15 protein-coding genes and 1 tRNA gene are annotated in these 18,284 nt (G+C 55.3%); 8 read left to right on the forward strand and 8 right to left on the reverse strand.

Features of this window, described 5'->3' with window-relative positions:
* Window positions 1-46: 46 nt before the first annotated feature.
* The 5 genes from GCE01_RS04045 (at window position 47) to GCE01_RS04065 (ending at window position 2,783) form a co-directional block, all read left to right on the forward strand.
* Window positions 47-337 carry an accessory factor UbiK family protein gene (locus GCE01_RS04045; protein WP_099211189.1) on the forward strand — a complete coding sequence of 97 codons (291 nt, stop codon included), beginning with the start codon at window positions 47-49 and terminating at the stop codon, window positions 335-337.
* Between the two features lie 201 nt (window positions 338-538).
* Window positions 539-1,045, forward strand: coding sequence for a type III secretion system chaperone family protein (locus GCE01_RS04050; protein WP_086634776.1), 507 nt, complete (start codon window positions 539-541; stop codon window positions 1,043-1,045).
* Entirely contained in the window at window positions 1,042-1,869 is an 828-nt protein-coding gene (proC, locus tag GCE01_RS04055) for a pyrroline-5-carboxylate reductase (RefSeq protein WP_167386114.1), read from the forward strand. The genes GCE01_RS04050 and proC overlap by 4 nt, the downstream gene beginning before the upstream one ends.
* Window positions 1,870-1,949: 80 nt before the next feature.
* Window positions 1,950-2,639 (forward strand): hypothetical protein, encoded by a 690-nt coding sequence (locus GCE01_RS04060; protein WP_046900333.1) that lies wholly within the window; start codon window positions 1,950-1,952, stop codon window positions 2,637-2,639.
* A 69-nt stretch (window positions 2,640-2,708) separates the two neighbouring features.
* Window positions 2,709-2,783 (forward strand) — tRNA-Gln (locus tag GCE01_RS04065).
* Between the two features lie 5 nt (window positions 2,784-2,788).
* On the opposite strand, the gene GCE01_RS04070 is transcribed toward GCE01_RS04065, so the two are convergent.
* Window positions 2,789-3,058 carry an HU family DNA-binding protein gene (locus GCE01_RS04070; protein WP_046900345.1) on the reverse strand — a complete coding sequence of 90 codons (270 nt, stop codon included), beginning with the start codon at window positions 3,056-3,058 and terminating at the stop codon, window positions 2,789-2,791.
* A 162-nt stretch (window positions 3,059-3,220) separates the two neighbouring features.
* Here GCE01_RS04070 and GCE01_RS04075 point away from each other — a divergent pair, with 162 nt between their 5' ends.
* Entirely contained in the window at window positions 3,221-4,120 is a 900-nt protein-coding gene (locus GCE01_RS04075; RefSeq protein ID WP_099211191.1) for a rhamnan synthesis F family protein, read from the forward strand.
* Here GCE01_RS04075 and GCE01_RS04080 read toward each other — a convergent pair.
* Entirely contained in the window at window positions 4,106-6,871 is a 2,766-nt protein-coding gene (locus tag GCE01_RS04080) for a glycosyltransferase (protein ID WP_099211193.1), read from the reverse strand. The genes GCE01_RS04075 and GCE01_RS04080 overlap by 15 nt on opposite strands.
* A gap of 108 nt (window positions 6,872-6,979) precedes the next feature.
* Window positions 6,980-8,335 carry a beta strand repeat-containing protein gene (locus GCE01_RS04085; protein WP_099211195.1) on the reverse strand — a complete coding sequence of 452 codons (1,356 nt, stop codon included), beginning with the start codon at window positions 8,333-8,335 and terminating at the stop codon, window positions 6,980-6,982.
* Window positions 8,336-9,281: 946 nt separating this feature from the next.
* Here GCE01_RS04085 and GCE01_RS04090 point away from each other — a divergent pair.
* Complete coding sequence (locus tag GCE01_RS04090; protein ID WP_244591080.1) at window positions 9,282-11,738, forward strand: glycosyltransferase; 2,457 nt, start codon at window positions 9,282-9,284, stop codon at window positions 11,736-11,738.
* Between the two features lie 101 nt (window positions 11,739-11,839).
* Here the strand turns inward: GCE01_RS04090 and GCE01_RS04095 are convergent, their stop codons facing one another.
* On the reverse strand, window positions 11,840-13,231 hold the full coding sequence (locus GCE01_RS04095) for an NAD-dependent succinate-semialdehyde dehydrogenase (RefSeq protein ID WP_046900348.1): 1,392 nt from the start codon (window positions 13,229-13,231) through the stop codon (window positions 11,840-11,842).
* Window positions 13,232-13,322: 91 nt separating this feature from the next.
* Window positions 13,323-15,341 carry an NAD(+) synthase gene (locus GCE01_RS04100; RefSeq protein ID WP_099211197.1) on the reverse strand — a complete coding sequence of 673 codons (2,019 nt, stop codon included), beginning with the start codon at window positions 15,339-15,341 and terminating at the stop codon, window positions 13,323-13,325.
* A gap of 162 nt (window positions 15,342-15,503) precedes the next feature.
* Here GCE01_RS04100 and GCE01_RS04105 point away from each other — a divergent pair, with 162 nt between their 5' ends.
* Entirely contained in the window at window positions 15,504-15,677 is a 174-nt protein-coding gene (locus tag GCE01_RS04105; protein WP_046900350.1) for a DUF1328 domain-containing protein, read from the forward strand.
* Between the two features lie 6 nt (window positions 15,678-15,683).
* Here GCE01_RS04105 and GCE01_RS04110 read toward each other — a convergent pair whose 3' ends face one another.
* From GCE01_RS04110 to otsB, 3 genes are read right to left on the reverse strand one after another with little or no spacing between them, the layout of a single operon-like run.
* Window positions 15,684-16,199 (reverse strand): disulfide bond formation protein B, encoded by a 516-nt coding sequence (locus tag GCE01_RS04110; RefSeq protein WP_099211199.1) that lies wholly within the window; start codon window positions 16,197-16,199, stop codon window positions 15,684-15,686.
* Complete coding sequence (locus GCE01_RS04115) at window positions 16,196-17,533, reverse strand: alpha,alpha-trehalose-phosphate synthase (UDP-forming) (protein ID WP_064275514.1); 1,338 nt, start codon at window positions 17,531-17,533, stop codon at window positions 16,196-16,198. Before GCE01_RS04115 ends, GCE01_RS04110 begins: the two co-directional genes overlap by 4 nt.
* Window positions 17,521-18,243 carry a trehalose-phosphatase gene (gene otsB, locus GCE01_RS04120; RefSeq protein WP_099211201.1) on the reverse strand — a complete coding sequence of 241 codons (723 nt, stop codon included), beginning with the start codon at window positions 18,241-18,243 and terminating at the stop codon, window positions 17,521-17,523. The genes GCE01_RS04115 and otsB overlap by 13 nt, the downstream gene beginning before the upstream one ends.
* Between the last annotated feature and the right edge of the window lie 41 nt (window positions 18,244-18,284).

Consider the following 18,284-nt stretch of genomic DNA (forward strand, 5'->3'; position numbering starts at 1 on the left):
CGACGCGCCACACACGACACGCCGCCTCTCTGCAGGAGTTTCTCCCATGTCTGACAGACCCCGCTTCTTTGATGACCTCGCAGGTCTTGCCGGCAATGCTTTTTCGGCTGTTACCGGCGCACGCGAAGAACTTCACTCCATCATCCGCACCCGCGTTGACGAAGTCCTGAATTCGCTGGAACTGGTTCGTCGTGATGAGTTCGATGCCGTTCAGGAAATGGCGACGCGTGCGCGCATGGCACAGGACGAGGCAGAAGCACGCCTTGCTGCCATCGAATCGCGCCTCACAGCACTCGAAGACCTCGCAACTGAAGAAAAGGGTGGCCCTCAGGGCTGAAACGATCGCTTTCGTTGCGATCCGGATGCAACACATCTTCGTACGAACTGATTGAAGCTGTTCGTGATACTTGCACACATCACCAAGGCCACATAACGTGATCAACGTCAGGAGAGGTCATTCCCCTCCTGGCCGCAGACATCTGGAGCGCCGTACCGGTGCATGACCGGTTCCGGCCTCCACGGCCTTGGGAGATCCGACATGCCTGCCCTGAGCACCTCACTCACCACAGAAACAGAATCCCATCCGCTTGACCTCATGGAACAGGTCATGGGCCTCTACGAATGGGAATTCGAGCGCCTTGGCCAGTCCGAAATGGCGGCTCAGGCCCCAGGTCAATGGTGTGACTACTCTCTCTATTTCACCTGGTCAGACGAGCTTTCAGCCCTGCATCTGAACTGCACGCTGGATCTACGGTCCCCCACAGCACGTCGATCAGACGTGCATGAACTGGTCTCCCTCGCCAACAACAAGCTGTGGGTTGGTCATTTTATTATTGATCCGGAAACCGGTGTTCCATCCTTTCGCCATACGCTCCTGATGCGTGGTGTCTCAACCCCTCCAGGTGAAAGCATGGAAGACCTGATCGATATCGCAATGTCAGAATGTGAGCGCTTTTACCCCGCCTTCCAGTTCACTCTCTGGGGAGGAAAATCTCCTCAGGATGCACTGGACGCTGCCATGCTTGATTGTGTCGGAGACGCATGACCTTGCCATCAACACCTTCAATTCTGCTGGTTGGTTGTGGAAAACTGGGAGGCGCGCTTCTCGACGGGTGGCTCGCCTCTCCCACACCTCCCCATATCATTGTCGTTGATCGACACAGATCCAGTTCGGACGATACCTTTTCAGTCGTTCGAGCCGCGTCTGACATTCCATCGACCTTTACGCCGGATATTATCGTTCTGGCCGTAAAACCTGCGACAGCGGAAGACGCGATCAGCGCCCTAGGAGAGTCCTTGGGCTCTCGCATGAAGAAGGCTGCTCTGCTTTCTGTCATGGCCGGCCGAACCTGTGCCGCCCTGTCAGATGCGACATCTAAAAGCGGCGCCACTCTCCCCATTCTTCGCGCCATGCCGAACACCCCTTCAGCAATCGGCGCAGGTATCAGCGGTTTTTATGCGTCTCCTCAGGCGACAGAAGAACAGACAAGCCTCTGCCACGAACTGCTATTCGCCGTTGGCGATGTTGTCCGGGTCGATAGTGAGGAAGATCTTTTGGCAGTAACAGCCGTCTCCGGCTCGGGCCCTGCTTATGTGTTTCTTCTTGCTGAACTGCTCGAAAAAGCTGGAGAGGCACACGGCCTATCCCAAACGACAGCACGCCGTCTGGCACGGGGAACAATTTACGGCGCCGGGCGGATGTTGGATGACATGCCCGACGATGCTGCCGACCTGCGCAAAGCTGTCACCAGCCCAAACGGAACAACCGCTGCTGCCCTGAATGTTCTCATGGCACCAGACGCATGGCCGTCAAATATTTCAAAAGCCATTGACGCGGCCACAAAACGGGCCGACGAACTCGCCGGTTGATCGTTTCTCTCTGGTGGGAACTTGCTGACACTGGCAAACGCTCCCACCATTAAGAAACAAGTTTTCTACAGGAGACCGGCATGGAAGAGCGGCAGGACCCATTTGATACCGATGAGCTGGCATCAGACAGCACACCGGAACTGGACAGGGAAGCCTTCGATATTGCTCTCCTCCAGTCTGCCCTGAGCCTCGCCGGTTCAGACGGCTGGCACCGGTTTTCTCTAGTTGATGCAGCGCGCGAGGCAGGCCTGCCTGTTGATGCTGTGCGTTCCCGCTATCCAGTCAAAGCACTGTTGCTGCTGCGTCTGGGGCGTCTGGCCGATGAAAGCGCACTTCGTGACGAAGGAAATGGCGGCACACTTCGCGAATATCTTTTCGACCTGATGATGCGCCGATTCGATATTTTCGAAGAATATCGCACAGGCGTCAGGGCTGTCCTTCACGCCGTTCCCTATGACCCCGCCCTGGCCGCGCTTTTAGCCGGAGCAACTGTGGACTCCATGCGCTGGCTCGCTGATGCAGCAGGCATGGACTGTTCCGGTCTCGGCGGCCTCTGGCGCATTAATGCCCTGACCGCCGTTTGGGGACACGCGCTCCGGGCTTGGGAAAAAGACGAAAGCCAAGACCTTGGAAGCACCATGGCAGCCCTGGATCAGGCGCTCAACAAAGCTGAACGTCTCGGTATTCTGAAGGCCTCAGCCCGCCGCAAAATGGACGAAGCCATGCGCACTACAGGGCTGCCAGATCACGAACTGGAACTTGAATTCTGATATTGGGCTTTACGAGACGCATTGGTTCGGATTAAAAGCCGATCCATCGCGTTCGTAAACGCGACCTACTGGGGCGTAGCCAAGCGGTAAGGCAGCGGATTTTGATTCCGCCATGCGGAGGTTCGAATCCTCCCGCCCCAGCCAAATCTTTATAAATTCTGCTTCAGTCCAGGGCTTGCCTTGAACCGGACTGTCCGTCCCGGGGGAACTTCCACCGGTTCTCCTGTCCGCGGGTTGATCGCTTGGCGCGCTTTTGTTTCGCACACGGTAAACGTACCAAAGGAAGAGATAGTAAACCCTCCTTCACGTCTCAGTTCATCAATAATAGCATCTACAAGATCGTTAGCTGCTCGCTGTGCAGCCACGCCTGTACAGTCTATGGAGTCCTGAAGAACAGCTGCGAGAAATGCCTTACTCATAGATGCATTTTTCTCCTCTTGTGCGTCCCTGTCTCAGGATGCAGCTCCAACACCTGAACATTCATCATCTTTTACAGCATTCCTAAGTATTTCTTACAATACCATTAGGCAACGATGATATAATCGCTTCAGCAGCCCAAGCGTTCCATCGTCAGGAATTTCATGTCGCGTTCCATCTGCCTTTTCGCCTATCACGCGCCTGCACCAACACTGGCCCCACACACCCGCCATCTCCTCGATCAGATTTCGGGATGCGGGTTTGAACTGCATGTCGCCGTCTCCGGCCTGGACCCAAACGATGCGGAAGGATTAACAGTCCTTCAGAACAGTTTTACTTCTGGCCCCACACCAATCGCAGCGACCCTTTATCCCAGAGAAAACTCCGGTCTTGATTTTGGTGCCTGGCAGGACCTGCTCACCAGGAACTGCGATGCAGAAGCGACTGAAATTCTCTTTGCGAATGACAGCATTTTTGGGCCTATGACGCCCTTGCAGCCCATTGTGGACAACATGCGAGCCCATCATTCCCCTGTCTGGGGCATGGTGCGGTCAGAGGCTATTACAGCCCATCTCCAGTCATGGTTTCTCGTCATGACACGGGAAACCCTCGATCATCCCGCCATAAGGCGCGTGTTTGAGCAGCCATTCAACAGCATGAGCAAGCCGGAAATTGTCTTGCATGGTGAGTTAGGCCTTGGCTTGGCGATACAGGCAGCCGAACTGGAGATGACAGCCTCCTGGAGCAGCAAACGGGGGCTGGCACGCCTTCTTTCGTTGAACCCAATGCATACAGACTGGCGCACCGTGCTTCACTCAGGGCAAGCACCATTCATCAAGACAGAGCTTCTCCGCGACAACCCAAGTGGAGTAGCGTCAGTCCATCTCTGGCGAAGCGAAATTCCTGACAAAACCTTTTTCGACCCCGACTGGATCGCACTCTACCTGGCCAACAACCCGCCGCGCGTTCAGCACAAAAAGGCCGGTTTCCGAGCGCGACTGGTTCAGGCCTTGGCCAGTGAAGACAGACTACGTGCTTTACCAGCGCTTTTAATGGGCCACTAAATTGACTTTACGCTTCGCCACGCGCTCCAGAAAGCCAAGAAGCTCTTCTGTTTGCGCTTCGTACGTGGCCAGACTGCTCTTGAATGGATTGACGTATCCATCGAATTTTTCGGCCTGACCCAGCAAGGATTCGACGGCCGCAGCCAGTGTCTCAGGACGTCCATCAAGAGGGAGATGCGTTCCATTCACCCCGTCCACAACGTCCTCTGATTGTCCGCCGGGAGCAGTCGCAACAACCCAAACGTCACGCGCCAAAGCTTCACGAACTGTCAGGCCGTAACTCTCTTTCCACTGGGACGGAAACAGCAAGACATCAATCTGGTCATAGAAATCATCGAGTCCGGCCTGTGTGAAGGCAGGAACAATTTTCAACTCCCCTTTCACTGACCAGTCTTCAGCATGAATGGACCTGAAACCAAGATTAATCTTGTTATCGACCAGAACCAGTTCCCAGTCAGATCGCTCCAGAGACTCCATACATTTTTTGAGTTGTGGATATCCCTTTACGGCCTCTGTCCCACCGACGAATCCAAAACGGATGCGAGAACCAGGCGTTCGCTGACGACGAGATCGTTCAGGCCACCGAAAGCCATTCCGGTTCACAACAATCCGCTCAGGCTCAACACCATTGGCAAGATAAAGCTGACGATGTGCCTCAGACGGGCTTATCAATAAAGCCGCTTCAGCCAGAGCCTGATGCATGATCGTCACACGATCTCGCAAATGTCGGGCATGAGGTTGGCACATCTGGCAAACCTGCTGGTCAATACGGGTCTGGAAGCAGTAACGCCCATCCTCCCGAACCATGAACTGCCTGTCGCATAGCCACCACGCATCATGCAGTGTCAGAACATAAGGAACTCCCCGTTCCTGACAAACCCGCAGCATGGCAGTACCAAGCCCCTGAGCGGCATGCACATGCACCACATCAGGCTGGTAAGCATCGAGCCAACCGGCAAACACCTCAGCCATCTGCGGGTTGTCCAGGGCACCAATAAGGTCCGTTCCCTCCGGGATAACCGCAGACAACACGTCCGTGCCGTTGATGACGTAGCGAATACTTCCCGACAAATTCTCGTCCAGACGTGGACGGGATGTCATGATTCCGACTTCAACACCGCGCTGCGTGAGCCGGGTTGCCAGTTCCTCTGCGACGATCGTCGCGCCCCCGAATGAGCGGGGAGCGTAATAGACATTCGCCATTAGGACTCGCAGAGCTTTCCGCTCCGGTATCACGGGCGTACCAAAAACAGCCTGCCCCTGCGTGACAGCCATTGCTTCAGGCGCGTATCGCTCCATCACATCCTGACGGGCCTGAATCGCAAGACGCTGACGCAATGGCACATCTCGTGCCAAGGTCAGAAAACTCCGCTTCCAGTCATCATCGGTAACGGCCAGCAGCCCATTTTCGCCATGTCGCATGACTGAAAGAAAAGCATTCCGAGGAGAACAGATGGCCGTAACCCCAACGACTGCCGCCTCCAGAAATTTGATATTGCTCTTGCAGTCATTGAAAAGCGTGGGCTCAAGAGGCGCAATCGCAATATCCGTTCGGGAGAGTGCCGCGAGATAGTCGCGATAAGAGAGTTCTGTCAGGCGCTCCACACGGTCTCCGAACCTGTGAAAGTCATCCGAAAGTTTAAGCTGACCAATGACACGCAGACATAACCGCGGCTCATCTTCCATCGCAGCAATCAGTCCGGCCTGAGCCTGCCGAAAATCTTCATCATGCGTATTGGTTCCTGATCCATACGAAACCCACACACGCTCCACGTCCGTACCTTCATGGGTCGGAAGCGACGCCGCGATCTCAAGCGTCTCATGATCAAGAGCATTTTCCAGCACTGAAACATCAGTCAGGCCTGCATCCAACATGGCCTGCGCCAATGCCTGTGTCGAAGCGATACCTCGGCCACAGGCCAGCATGCAGCGCCGGAATAAGGTAACACCCGACATGAGCAGATCCTGCTCTGCCTGCGGCAAACTGCTGATGTTCCCATTCTGAAGATACTCTTCAGCATCAAAAATAAGATCATCCACTTCCCACCACGGCTCAAGACGCAGGCGGTGGGCCTCGGCGACCAGCTTCATGACAGTCTCGAAGCCAGGAACCCTGTAGAAAATCACACGCGTACAAAGCTGTAACCCGGACATCGCAACACCAATGTCCCGCCAGTCCACAACCTGAACAGACCATCCAAGGCGTTCCAGCAGATCCCGCTTTTGCCACACACGATACTTCGCGCACTGCCGCAAGGAGACTTCTGCGATAATCAGAATTTTTGGTGCAAGGGATGCTGCGGCCTCATCAAGCACATCACTGTAAACGGAGTGGCCAGCCACAGCTTCTTCAGACGCAACTTGCTGGGTAGCCTTTGAAAGAACGGTGTTTCTCTTCTTGCCAGAGCGAGGAAGAGCCTGGCGCGCCAGTGCACCTCCTACTGCCCGAAGACCGCCTTTGCTCCAAAGCTCAATAACGCGATCAGGAAGTTCTTTAAGGGGCCGGCCCGAGGGAAGCCGCCCAAGAGACAAGCCTCTCACCAGCCGCAGTGGAGCGGTGACCCGCCACGACAGAGAACTCTGAACAAGCGCCATCTGATCCCGCAGATGCGTGTTTTCAATTTGTAGCCCATCGGCTCTCATTCCGTTCAAACGTGCTGAGCTGCGGTAACTCTCAAGCAAAACCTTCTGCGAATCTTCTTCAGCTGTACCTGGAAGGAGGGTCACGTTGGAGCCGGGCTGCACTGTCATCAGAGAAAAGGCCAAAGTCTATGAAGGGGTGGGCACAAACAAAAAAAGCTGGGTTCTTTCGAACCCAGCTTTCTTCATGAATGCTGGCAAGCCAGCAAACAGGGTAGATTAGCTCAGATTGAAGCTGGAAGCCTTCAGATCTGTAACGCCGAGGAACGTGATCTTGGAACCGTCGGAGAGTGCAATGGTCGTGTTGCCACCGGCAACAGTTGCATTGGACAGAACGTTCTCAAGCCCACCGTTGTTCTGAAGGCCGTACTGATACAGAGCCATCAGGTTACCAGCTGCGCTGCCAAAGTCACTGATGGTGTAGTTGCCACCAGCAGCACCCTTGTTCAGAGCAAACAGGTTAGCAGAGCCGGAACCACCCTCAAGGGTAGCATTGCCCGTTCCACCAACCAGCGTATCGGCACCGGTTCCGCCAATGACGGTCGTGTTGCCGGTACCTGCGAAAGCCTGCAGGACACCATGGGAAGACGCAGCAGAAATTGCTTCGTCACCATCGTTACCTACGAACAGGCTGTAACCGGACACACCATCGAACTGAGCGTTCAGGCCGGATGCACCGAACATGGTAGCATTGCCAGCCGTGATGGTGGTGTTGCCCGTACCGTTCAGGAAGGACAGGGAACCATCGACACTGATGCTGTTGCCCGTACCACGGATCTGCTGGAAGTCACCTGCAGCAGAAATGGTATCGTTCAGACCACCAGCGACCGTAGCAGTCGTTCCAGTCGCGAAGTACGTGCTGGAGCTACCACCCGTGATGAAGCCGTTGCTACCAACCGATACGGTGTTTGCGTACGTCGTGTCATAAACCGTGGCGTTGGCGCCAAGAGTTACGACCGAGCTGCCACCCAGCAGGGTAACAGTGTCGGTGCCAGCGGAACCATCGATCGTGTCCTGACCCTCGGAACGAACAACGTTCGTACCTGAACCCAGGGTGATCAGGTTGTTGCCTGTTCCGCCATCGATGGTGTTGTTGCCATCGGTGCCAGAAATCGTGTCGTTACCGGAACCGGTAGCGATGTTCCAGTTACCAGTCTTGCCCGTGCCCGCGAAGGTGTTGTTGCCAACGCCACCGATGAACACGCCGTTCTGGTTTCCAGCCTGAACCGAAACGCCGACCCAGCTGCCTGTCAGCAGCTTGATGTTGGAAGCGGTATCATTTGAAAGATCAATTGAAACAGCGCCATTAAGCGTATCGGTCGGTGCGTATGAACCCGCAGCAACATAAGCTACATCACCGGTGATGCTGTAGCTGCCGCCTTGGGTGATAACGCCTTGGGAAACGCTTGCGTTGCTTGGGCTGCTGTTTCCGCCTGGTACCAGATCATAGCTCGTCAGACCGCTGACACCAGCGATAGCAGACGAATATTGACTGGCCAGAGCGTGGGCCTGCGCACCGTCGACCGTGACCGCAAGGATCTGGCCGGAGGCGCCAACCACGGTAGTGATTGCCATTACCATGCACTCCTAAAAAAGGTTGCCTCGCACTGGCGGCCCTCAGACCACCCAAATGATCGAGTGACGAGTCTTGCATATATCAAAGCCTCATCACCAAAAGCAATAAGGATCTGACGCACCTACACAAGAACCACCCCAACATCGGAGCAATATAAAGGTCCACTCACAGTGCAATACCCAACTGTGCTTAAAAAGACACAGACAGGCAGGGGCAGGAATGCCCCATCACAGAAGGGAGCATTTTACGAAGAGTTGCAATGACAGGTTAAACTTTACAGCAGGCAATCAATAAAAAATTAAAATACTTCACAAAAAACAAACAGAAGGAGGGATTGTGTCTCTACAATGCCTTAAGATGCTTTTCACACCATAATCCTATACGAATCTGTAAATTGCACCTGTGACAAACATATTCCCAACCTCCCTCTCCCACGCTCTGCAGGATCAGTATCTGGCTGACTTAGCCATTTTGCTTACCCAGAGGCCAACAACCGAGGCAATCTTCTGCCAGCAGGAAGATTGGGGTGACCACGCCGTCAGAACAATTACGTGGCTGGTGAACGGCTTGCAGGATAAATCTCAGCAAGCAGCCACGATCCTGCTTTCCCCAACTCTTGACGATAAGCTTGGCTCCCAGCTCAGGACCCACCTGGAGCTTGAAGGCAATCTTCCGGAAACAAGATTCACTAGCGTCTTCCAGAACACTGACGCAGGGCTAATCCTCTGTCGGCAGGCACATGAAAAACAGAATACAGTCTCCAGCATTCCAGTTGTTGTAGTCGGAAGGAATTCTCGGCCGCATTCAGAAGAAATACGCCTTTCGGATTATATTTCGCTCTGCCCAGCAGGTAATCACCCCCTTATAGAACTCCTTAAGGGTCAGTCAGACACTTCTCGCAACTTCCGTCACAGGGTTCGTCAACTCCTAGCCCATGACCTGACCATGCGTCGGGCTAACACAGAGCTTCAGCGATATAGAAAATCCGCCGAGCAAGCCGAGCGCGCGGTCCATACTCTTCGGATTGAAAGCCGATCCCTTTCGAGAGATCTTCGCAGTCGGAACGAGAAGATCACATCCCTAACGCACATTCTTGACCCCATCCGTCAGGAACGTGACGTGTTCCGCACAAAAATGATGGAAGAGAGCCAGAAGCGGGCAGAGCTTGAACATCACTACACGGAAAATCGTGCTGGTCTGGAGTCTCTGGAAGCTTTTCTCTCGCAACCTGCCCCTCTGTGGCGCCGGGTCCTACGGTCATTTCGAAAGCCGTTCATTCCCTACATTCCGACGCTTCCAGAGTTACAGCCTCAGTCGGACAAGGAAGATTTTTCATCCAGTAGTGCCGCTTCCGCCCCGAGTGAGACCACCGACAGCCCCGACACTCACGGGTCTTCACCTGATGGCATACAGCGCGTTCTTTTCATCGCAGGAGAACCCAACACTCCAGGTGTGGCTTATCGATGCACCCGGAACGCTGAAGCTGCCCAAAATGCCGGATATGAAGCGCGCATCCAGCCGTGCGCCGCAGTAGGCTACGAGGATATCCACTGGGCCGACGTTCTGATCTTCTGGCGCGTAGAATACAGCGGTCATGTCAGCACTATCCTTGATCTTGCCCAGCAGGAGGGCGTCAAAACCATTTTTGATGCTGATGATATTGTCTTCGTTCCACATTACGCCCGCGTCGATTTCATCGACGGCATTCGCTCTGTCGGGGCGACAGAAGAGCGTATCGAGCGTTGCTTTGCAGACATGCGCCGAACTCTTGTCCGCTGTGATCAGGGATCGACGACGACACGCGAACTGGCTCTTGCGATGCATGAGCTACGACCCGTCGTTCACCTTCTTCCTAATGTCTATGATCATGAAACACTGCGTCGATCGCGTCTCGGCTGTCGTCTTCGCGGAGAGCCTGGCCGTGCGACGTCCGAAGACGGACTGATCCGCATTGGATATGCTACAGGCTCGCGGACGCACCAGCGTGACTTTGCAATTGCCTATCCCGCTTTGACACATGTGCTGAAGACCCACCCCAATGCACGGCTGGTTCTATTCAGAGAGAAGGACAATCATCGACCCGTTCTCCTGATGGAAGAGTTTCCCGCACTTAAAGGCGTGGAAAACCAGATCGAATGGCGAGATATGGTCCCGCTGTCCGAACTTGGAGAAGAGTTCGCCAGATTTGATATTTCCATTGCTCCCCTGGAAGTTGGAAACGTCTTCTGCGAAGCCAAAAGCGAAATCAAATTCCTTGAAGCGTCCTTGGCAGGAAATGCCTCGATTGTTTCCCCAACAGGCCCCTTCCGGCGCATTGTAAGAGATAACGAAACCGGCCTGCTCGCTGAAACGCCCGAAGACTGGACCCGCGCCCTTCTGAAACTGGTCGACAACCCCGATCTACGCCGTACGCTGGCTCGCAACGCCTACCATGACGTTCTCTGGCCCTTCAGCCCGGAAGCTCAGGCCCGGCGCATGTCACTCGCACTCTCTTCTCTCAATGGTGATGTGGAAGCAGCTCAAGCCGCAGAGACACTTCTCGCCCGGAGCCGCCTGAAGTCCCCGGCGCTCCCGGTCATTCCGGAAAGTGAGACCCTCTTCCACCATGATATTCTGGGGGAAGCGGAGGTCACCGTCATTGTGACATCCTACAATTACGCCAATCATGTTCTGGATGCTCTGGACTCCGTTGCAGCCCAGACACTTCCCATTCTGGACCTTATCGTGGTGGACGATGGATCAACGGATGAGTCTCTTGACCTCATCAGGATCTGGATGGAACGGCACACCAGTCGTTTCAACCGCCTGATCTTCAGGCGGTCTATTCGCAATGCGGGGCTGGGTGGCGCACGAAACATCGGCATGGACGCAGCAGAAACCCCCCACACCCTGCAACTGGACGCGGATAACATCCTGCGTCCGGATGCCTGCGAAACCCTGCTGGCTGCCATGACATTTGGCATCGCCTACGCCTATCCGCTGATCCAGTGCTTCGACGAAAACGGGCCAATCGTTACGAAGAAGACCCCTGATCTAACGACACCGCCCGGCGCACCCGTTCTACTGGGGGATCTACCCTCTAATCCCCTGACACTGGTTTCAGGCAATCGCATTGATGCCATGGCCATGGTCGCCAAATGGGCGTGGGCAGCAGCCGGCGGCTACTATGTTTCACGTGAAGCAATGGGCTGGGAAGACTATGATCTCTGGTGCACTTTTGCTGAACTCGGACTACCAGGACGACAGGTTCCAGCCGTTCTGGCGGATTACAGGCAGCACAGCAGTTCCATGACCAACGCATCGACAGAGCGTGCTGCCCATAAAGCGCGCGTCGTCGCATATGTGCAGGACAGACACCCCTGGATTAATCTGACAGCAGAGAAGGCCCATCAGAGAGTCTAACCTCTCCGAGATACACCTCTCAGACGAAAAAAACCCCGGACAGTTTCCTGTCCGGGGTTTTTCATGAAAAGGCCGGATCGCAAGATCCAGCCAACTCATAATCAGAACGGTGCGTCGATATCCACGACATCAATCAGCTTGTGATTCACAAACTCCTTGATGCCCAGACCAATCAGCTCACGGCCATAACCGGAACGAGCCACACCACCGAACGGCAGATCAGCCTTCACCATCGTCGGATGGTTCACATAGACCATGCCCGTGTGGATCTTCTCGGCAACCTTCACGCCACGCGCCGTATCCTTGGTAAAGACGGAACCGCCCAGACCAAACGGCGAGTCATTGGCAACACGAATTGCCTCAGCCTCGTCCTTCACACGATAAAGCTGCGTGACGGGACCAAAGAACTCCCAGTGACGGGCTTCGTTGTCACCATGCAGGTTTGTCATCAGAAGCGGCTGGAAGAATGCGCCCTTCTCTGGAACCGGGGCGCCGATCACTTCAACAACAGCGCCATGCTTCTTGGCTTCTTCAACCTGAGCCTTCAGATCATCAGCAGCCTTCTGTGAAGACAGCGGCGCAAGCGTCGTAGCCGGATCCATCGGGTCACCAGCCTTGAACTTGAGAACCTCAGCCTTATAGATCTCAAGGAACTTGTCGTAGATGGCGTCTACAACGATCAGGCGCTTGGAAGACACGCAGACCTGGCCGGCATTCCAGTGACGCCCGAAAGCAGCCCACTTGGCAGCCTTTTCAACATCGGCATCTTCAAGCACGACAAATGCATCGGCACCGCCGAGTTCCATCGTTGCCTTCTTGAGCGCCTGACCAGCCGTGCTGGCCACAATGGCGCCCGCACCTTCAGAGCCGGTCAGCGCCACACCACAGACGCGCGGATCATTCAGGATCACGGCCGTATGATGACGGGCAGCATAAAGATTGTGGAATGCGCCCTTTGGCAGGCCGGCCTCGATCATCAGATCATCGAAGATAGCAGCACACTGCGGCACATTGGATGCATGCTTCAGCAGAACCGTATTACCGGCAGAGAGCTGCGGCGCGATGATACGAGCGATCTGGTAGTACGGGAAATTCCAAGGCTCAATCGCAAAGACAATACCTTGCGGCTGATGGATCAGGATGGCTTCGCCTTCCTTCGGATCAGCAACCGGAAGCTTTTCCGGCTTCAGAAGCTCTTCTGCGTTCTTGGCGTAATATTCAAAGATCTCAGCGGAGAGAATGGTCTCCAGCTTTGCTTCTTCATAAAGCTTGCCCATCTCAAGGGTGAGAAGCTTCGCATATTTATCGATGTCACGGCGAAGGATTGCGCCTGCCGCAGCCATAACCTTGGCGCGGTCTGCAAAGGAAACGTCGCGCCAGCTCTTAAATGCCTCATACGCGTCCGTGATCGCCTGCTGAACTTCCTGGTCAGTTGCTTCCGGGAAGGTTTTAAGCGTTTCACCCGTATATGGATTGGTCGTAGCGTAAGCCATGACGGAAAATCTCCGTTGAATAAAATGGTACCCTGCATATTGGCATGAAAGCCATGGTACGGAACCCCCAACCCCTCAAAAGTTTGAAAGTTCACATAGCCGTGTTCTGTTTAAGCTCTTCCAGCCATGCTCGTGCGTTACCATCGGACGGTGCCCTCCAGTCTCCGCGCGGAGAAAGAGAGCCGCCAGCAACGATTTTTGGCCCATTTGGCATGGCAGAGCGCTTGAACTGACTGGTGGCAAAAAACCTGTGGATAAAAATCCTTAACCAGTGACAAATTTCTTCCAGATCATAGGATTTTCGCCGGTCTTCAGGGAAATGCCTCGGCCACGAACCGGTTGTAACACGTCCCCATGCCTTTTCAGCCAAAAAGGCGATACGTGACGGGCGAAATCCATACCTGAGCACATAGAAAAGCGTGAAATCCTGCAAGGCATACGGGCCAATCATCTGCTCCGTACTCTGAATTCCCTGCCCTACATCCGGAACGAGCTCAGGAGAGATTTCAGCATTGACGATCTTTTCCAGAACGTCTGGTGCACCACCTTCCAGCCCCCCTTCCCGGACCAACCAGCGAATGACATGCTGAATCAACGTCTTCGGCATTCCAGCGTTCACATTGTAGTGAGACATCTGATCCCCGACGCCATAGGTGCACCACCCCAGCGCCAACTCGGAAAGGTCACCCGTCCCGATGACAATGCCGTTTCGATGATTGGCCAGACGGAAGAGAAAGTCCGTTCTCAGTCCTGCCTGCACATTCTCGAAGGTAATGTCATGAACCGGCTTGCCCTCTGCATAAGGATGACCAATGCCCGCCAGCATCGTCTCGGCCGCAGGCCGAATATCGAGTTCATTGGTTTCTACACCCAGCGCTGACATGAGCGCATGAGCAAGCCCACGGCTTTCACTCCCAGTGGCAAATCCGGGCATCGTGTAGGCAAGGACATGCGTCCGGGGCCAGCCAAGCTCATCAGCAGCTCTGACAGCGACCAGCAGCGCCAGCGTACTATCAAGGCCGCCGGAAACCCCAATGACAGCACGCTGCGCACCACTCGCCTGCAACCGCTGACGCAGCGCGCTCACCTGAATGGTCCAGGCTTCGTAGCAATCCCGGGCCAGTGTTTTCGGATCAGAAGGAACAAACGGGAATCTTGCAACGTCGCGCTTTAACCCCAAGTCTTCCAGTGGGGCAGACAACGCGAACTCAATGGTTCTGAAACGGTCACGCCCGACACCAAACTGACCCGTCCGCAAACGCTCCTGCCGGAGAAGATCAAGATCCACATCCGCCACCACCAGCCGCTCTCCCTGAGGAAAGCGATCTGACTGCGCGAGAAGGCGGCCATTCTCGTGAATAGAAACCTGACCATCCCATGCCAGATCAGTGGTGGATTCCCCTTCCCCAGCCGCTGCATAAGCATACGCTGTCAAAGTCCGCATAGATTGAGCCTGGCACAGCAGAGAACGGTCATCTGTACGGCCAATTGTAACTGGCGACGCAGAAGGATTGAGAACAACACTCGCCCCCGCCTGAGCCAGCATTCCGCTCGGAGGGTTGGCCACCCACAAATCCTCACAGATCTCGACGCCCAGCGTCAGACCCGGCAGATCATGCGCTTCAAACAGAAGGTCCGCGCCAAACGGAACCTCAGCGCTACCAATCCGCACCAGTCCGGACGTTCCCAAGCCAGACGTAAACTGTCTGGGCTCATAAAACTCCCGGTATCGTGGAAGATAGGATTTGGGAACGACACCCAGAATACGCCCGCGATGAATGACTGCTGCACAATTATAGAGCAGTTCCCCCCGACAAAGCGGCAGCCCGACCACAGCAACACTCATCAGGTCAGCCGTCTGCCTGGCGAGCCATTCAAGGGCAGTTCGGGCACCATCCAGCACCACATCCTGGAACCGCAAATCATCAAGCGTGTAGCCGGTCAGTCCCAGTTCCGGAAAAACAACCGTAGCAACACGCTGGCGGTCGCATTCTTTCAGGACCTCAAGAACCCTTTCCGCATTGGCGTGCGGTTCAGCCAGCGAAACGGGAAGCGTGCAGGCTGCAATCCGGGCAAAACCCTGATGATAAAGTGAGCGGAATCTGGTCATGGTGCCTCTCTCAGACCCAGGCGACGCAGAAGCGGGCGCCACGTTTCAATGTGTTCAGCGATACAGCCATTACGAAATTGAACCGGAGAGGCTCTGTGCCGTTCTGGCTTGCTCACCCCGTTTCTCCAACCGGAGGAACATTATGACCCAGGAGACTTACCAATGGATCTGCTTCGCTGGACGGTTGTCTTCCTCATCCTTGCCCTGTGCGCCGCCGTGCTCGGGTTCGGTGGGATTTCGGCAGATTTCGCCTATATCGGCAAGATCCTGTTCTTCATCTTCCTCGTACTGCTGATCATCAGCCTGATCTTCGGTCGCGGTCGCCCGAGACTCTGACAGGTCTCAGCCTCGGGAGCGCAGCATGCGCACGCTTCCGAGGCTGGCCACCACAAAAACGACTACAGCATACAAACCGCCCATTTCCGTCATGGAAATCGGAAGGCCGAATAGATAATCGGGCGAATCACAGGGCTTGTTCGGCCGGGCCGGCATCGCTGCCATCCAGTCCTTGAAGCTACCGCCATGAAAAACCGGCGCACGGCACTCGGGAGCAGGGCTTGGCCAAAACTTGTGTTCGACGCCAGCGTGCAGAACTGCCAACCCGATACTGACCGCCAGACACAGCAGACCCGCAAAGACGGGATATCGTGCGTAACGTCGCGGCAAAAGCAACGTCAAAGCGCCAATCCCGATCAGAACCCGCCAGGGCCTCCGCTCCCACAGACACAGTTCACACGGCGCCAGCAGAAGCCGGTGCTCCGCAAACCATGCCGTCCCGAGCGCCAAAACCCCGGCCAGAACGAACAGCCCTCCCAGTATCCTGGTCATATCGGGCTGCTTCGTTCCGGTCAGTGTCATGTGCGAGAGGCCTCCAGGCTGTCTAGAAACTGCTTGGCCCAGCTTCCCGCTGTGTTGCGAGAGACTTCGCCGTAAAGTGCGGACCATGCCTCATGACGGGTCTGCACGTCCATGGTGAGTGCCGCATGAAGTGCATCGGCCATCCCTTCAGCATCCAGCGGATTGACCTGAAGCGCTTCTGGCATCTCAGGTGCCGCACCAGCGAACCGTGACAGAACCAACACGCCCGGATCCTTGGAATCCTGAGCCGCGATGAACTCTTTGGCGACAAGATTCATACCATCGCGCAACGGTGTGATGTAGCCGACATCGGATACCCGATAGAGCCCTGCCAGAACATTCCGGGAAATTGGCCAAGTCGTATAACGGATCGGCACCCAGTCCGGCGTGCCATATGCCCCGTTGATCGTTCCCACCAGGCCATCAAGCTCTTCTTTCAGAAGCCGATAGCTTTCCACGCCCGTCCGGGAGACAGGCGTGATCTGTAAGAACGTCACCTTGCCGCGATATTCCGGATAGTTTTTCAGGAGCATTTCATACCCCCGCATCCGCTCCGGCAGACCTTTGGAATAATCCAGCCGATCCACACCGATGATCAGGCGCTTTCCAACCAGACTGTCCACAATCTGCTCCACGTCTTCCGTGGATGCACTTTCAATGGCCTGCTGCCTGAAACGGATCGGGTCTATCCCGATCGGAACTGCCTCTACTTCTGCCTTGAGGCCATACTCCGCGAAACATCCCCGAAGGTTCTGGGCATCTTCAGGTGTCTGCACGCCAATTCGGTCACAACCTGCAAGCCCTTTCAGAAGGCGCTGCAATTGCGGCAGGAGACGCGCCACACTCCAGGGTGGAAAAGGAATATGCAGGAAAAAGCCAATCCGGCCCTTGACCCCTCTGTCCCGCAGCATCTCAGCCAGCGGGAACAGATGATAATCATGAATCCAGATCGTATCGTCCTCTTTCAGAAGAGGAACCAGACGATCGGCAAAGACGGCATTGGCTTCGTAGTAAGCCTCGCAATCTTCACGCGTGTAACGGATCAGCTGCGTTCTGTAGTGGCATAACGGCCAGAGAACGCCATTGGAAAAGTTCAGATAGAACCTGTCATATTGCCGGGGCGTCATATCAAATGTGGCATACGTCACATTCCCAGCACGGTCCTCCATGACAGGCCGGTCCAGTGCGTCTTCGCACTGTTCCCCGGACCAGCCGAACCAGAGGCTGTCCCGTGTCTGAACAGCATCATACAACCCAACAGTCAGACCACCCGCAGGCTGCGTCCGTTCTCCGGGCGCTGGTGTACGATTGGAAACAACTATCAGGCGCCCCATCCATGCCCCTCCGATAAATCGTGCAGCCACCGGCGGAACGTGACTGCATCAGGAAAATCATCTGGAATGAGCCAGCCAGCACCGCCCATCTGGCGCGCAGCCCTCACTCCGTCCATGTCTGTAACGTCATCCCCGACAAAGAGTGGCAAGCGACCGCGAAAAGGATTTTCAGACATCAACTCCCGCACGGCTCCCCCCTTGTCCACGCCCAACGGACGAAGCTCGATAGCCATGTGAGCGTCCTGCAAACGGAAACCGCCAGCTTCTGGTGACCATTGCTCCGTCAACGCCCGAAATGCCGTTTCCGCCTCCGGCGCCTGACGATAGTGCAGGACCATTCCAGCCTTCTTGCGTTCCACGCTCGCACCGGGATGCAAAGAGACAATATCTTCCGCCTTCTGCAGCCAGTCAGCCGGCACGGACGGTAAAGTGGGGTGAGTAATGTCTTTTTCAGGTGAGGTCCGCACGGCCACTCCATGCTCCCCCGCTACGGCATGAGGAATGCCGGGCAAAAAATGGTCGATCTGGGCGATCGGTCGGCCAGTCACGATAGCCAGCGCTCCGCCGAGCATATCTTTTAGGCGGAGGAGATCGTCTGCCAGCCCCGGGGGAACAACCACACTTTCAGGAGTAGGAGCGATATCGACCAGTGTTCCGTCGAAATCCAGTAGAATTGCAGCTTTTGAAGGCGGAAAAGGAATCTGGATCATGAGTAGGCTTCTCTTTCCAGTTTCAGGGGTACCCCCGCTCC

Origin of the sequence: Gluconobacter cerinus (assembly GCF_002723935.1) — a bacterium.
GTDB classification, from domain to species: domain Bacteria; phylum Pseudomonadota; class Alphaproteobacteria; order Acetobacterales; family Acetobacteraceae; genus Gluconobacter; species Gluconobacter cerinus.

Coding starts and splice junctions, on each gene's coding strand:
- GCE01_RS04045 (WP_099211189.1), top strand. CDS start 47: ATGTCTGACAGACCCCGCTTCTTTGATGACCTCGCAGGTCTTGCCGGC.
- GCE01_RS04050 (WP_086634776.1), top strand. CDS start 539: ATGCCTGCCCTGAGCACCTCACTCACCACAGAAACAGAATCCCATCCG.
- proC (WP_167386114.1), top strand. CDS start 1,042: ATGACCTTGCCATCAACACCTTCAATTCTGCTGGTTGGTTGTGGAAAA.
- GCE01_RS04060 (WP_046900333.1), top strand. CDS start 1,950: ATGGAAGAGCGGCAGGACCCATTTGATACCGATGAGCTGGCATCAGAC.
- GCE01_RS04070 (WP_046900345.1), bottom strand. CDS start 3,058: ATGAGTAAGGCATTTCTCGCAGCTGTTCTTCAGGACTCCATAGACTGT.
- GCE01_RS04075 (WP_099211191.1), top strand. CDS start 3,221: ATGTCGCGTTCCATCTGCCTTTTCGCCTATCACGCGCCTGCACCAACA.
- GCE01_RS04080 (WP_099211193.1), bottom strand. CDS start 6,871: ATGACAGTGCAGCCCGGCTCCAACGTGACCCTCCTTCCAGGTACAGCT.
- GCE01_RS04085 (WP_099211195.1), bottom strand. CDS start 8,335: ATGGCAATCACTACCGTGGTTGGCGCCTCCGGCCAGATCCTTGCGGTC.
- GCE01_RS04090 (WP_244591080.1), top strand. CDS start 9,282: ATGCGTCGGGCTAACACAGAGCTTCAGCGATATAGAAAATCCGCCGAG.
- GCE01_RS04095 (WP_046900348.1), bottom strand. CDS start 13,231: ATGGCTTACGCTACGACCAATCCATATACGGGTGAAACGCTTAAAACC.
- GCE01_RS04100 (WP_099211197.1), bottom strand. CDS start 15,341: ATGACCAGATTCCGCTCACTTTATCATCAGGGTTTTGCCCGGATTGCA.
- GCE01_RS04105 (WP_046900350.1), top strand. CDS start 15,504: ATGGATCTGCTTCGCTGGACGGTTGTCTTCCTCATCCTTGCCCTGTGC.
- GCE01_RS04110 (WP_099211199.1), bottom strand. CDS start 16,199: ATGACACTGACCGGAACGAAGCAGCCCGATATGACCAGGATACTGGGA.
- GCE01_RS04115 (WP_064275514.1), bottom strand. CDS start 17,533: ATGGGGCGCCTGATAGTTGTTTCCAATCGTACACCAGCGCCCGGAGAA.
- otsB (WP_099211201.1), bottom strand. CDS start 18,243: ATGATCCAGATTCCTTTTCCGCCTTCAAAAGCTGCAATTCTACTGGAT.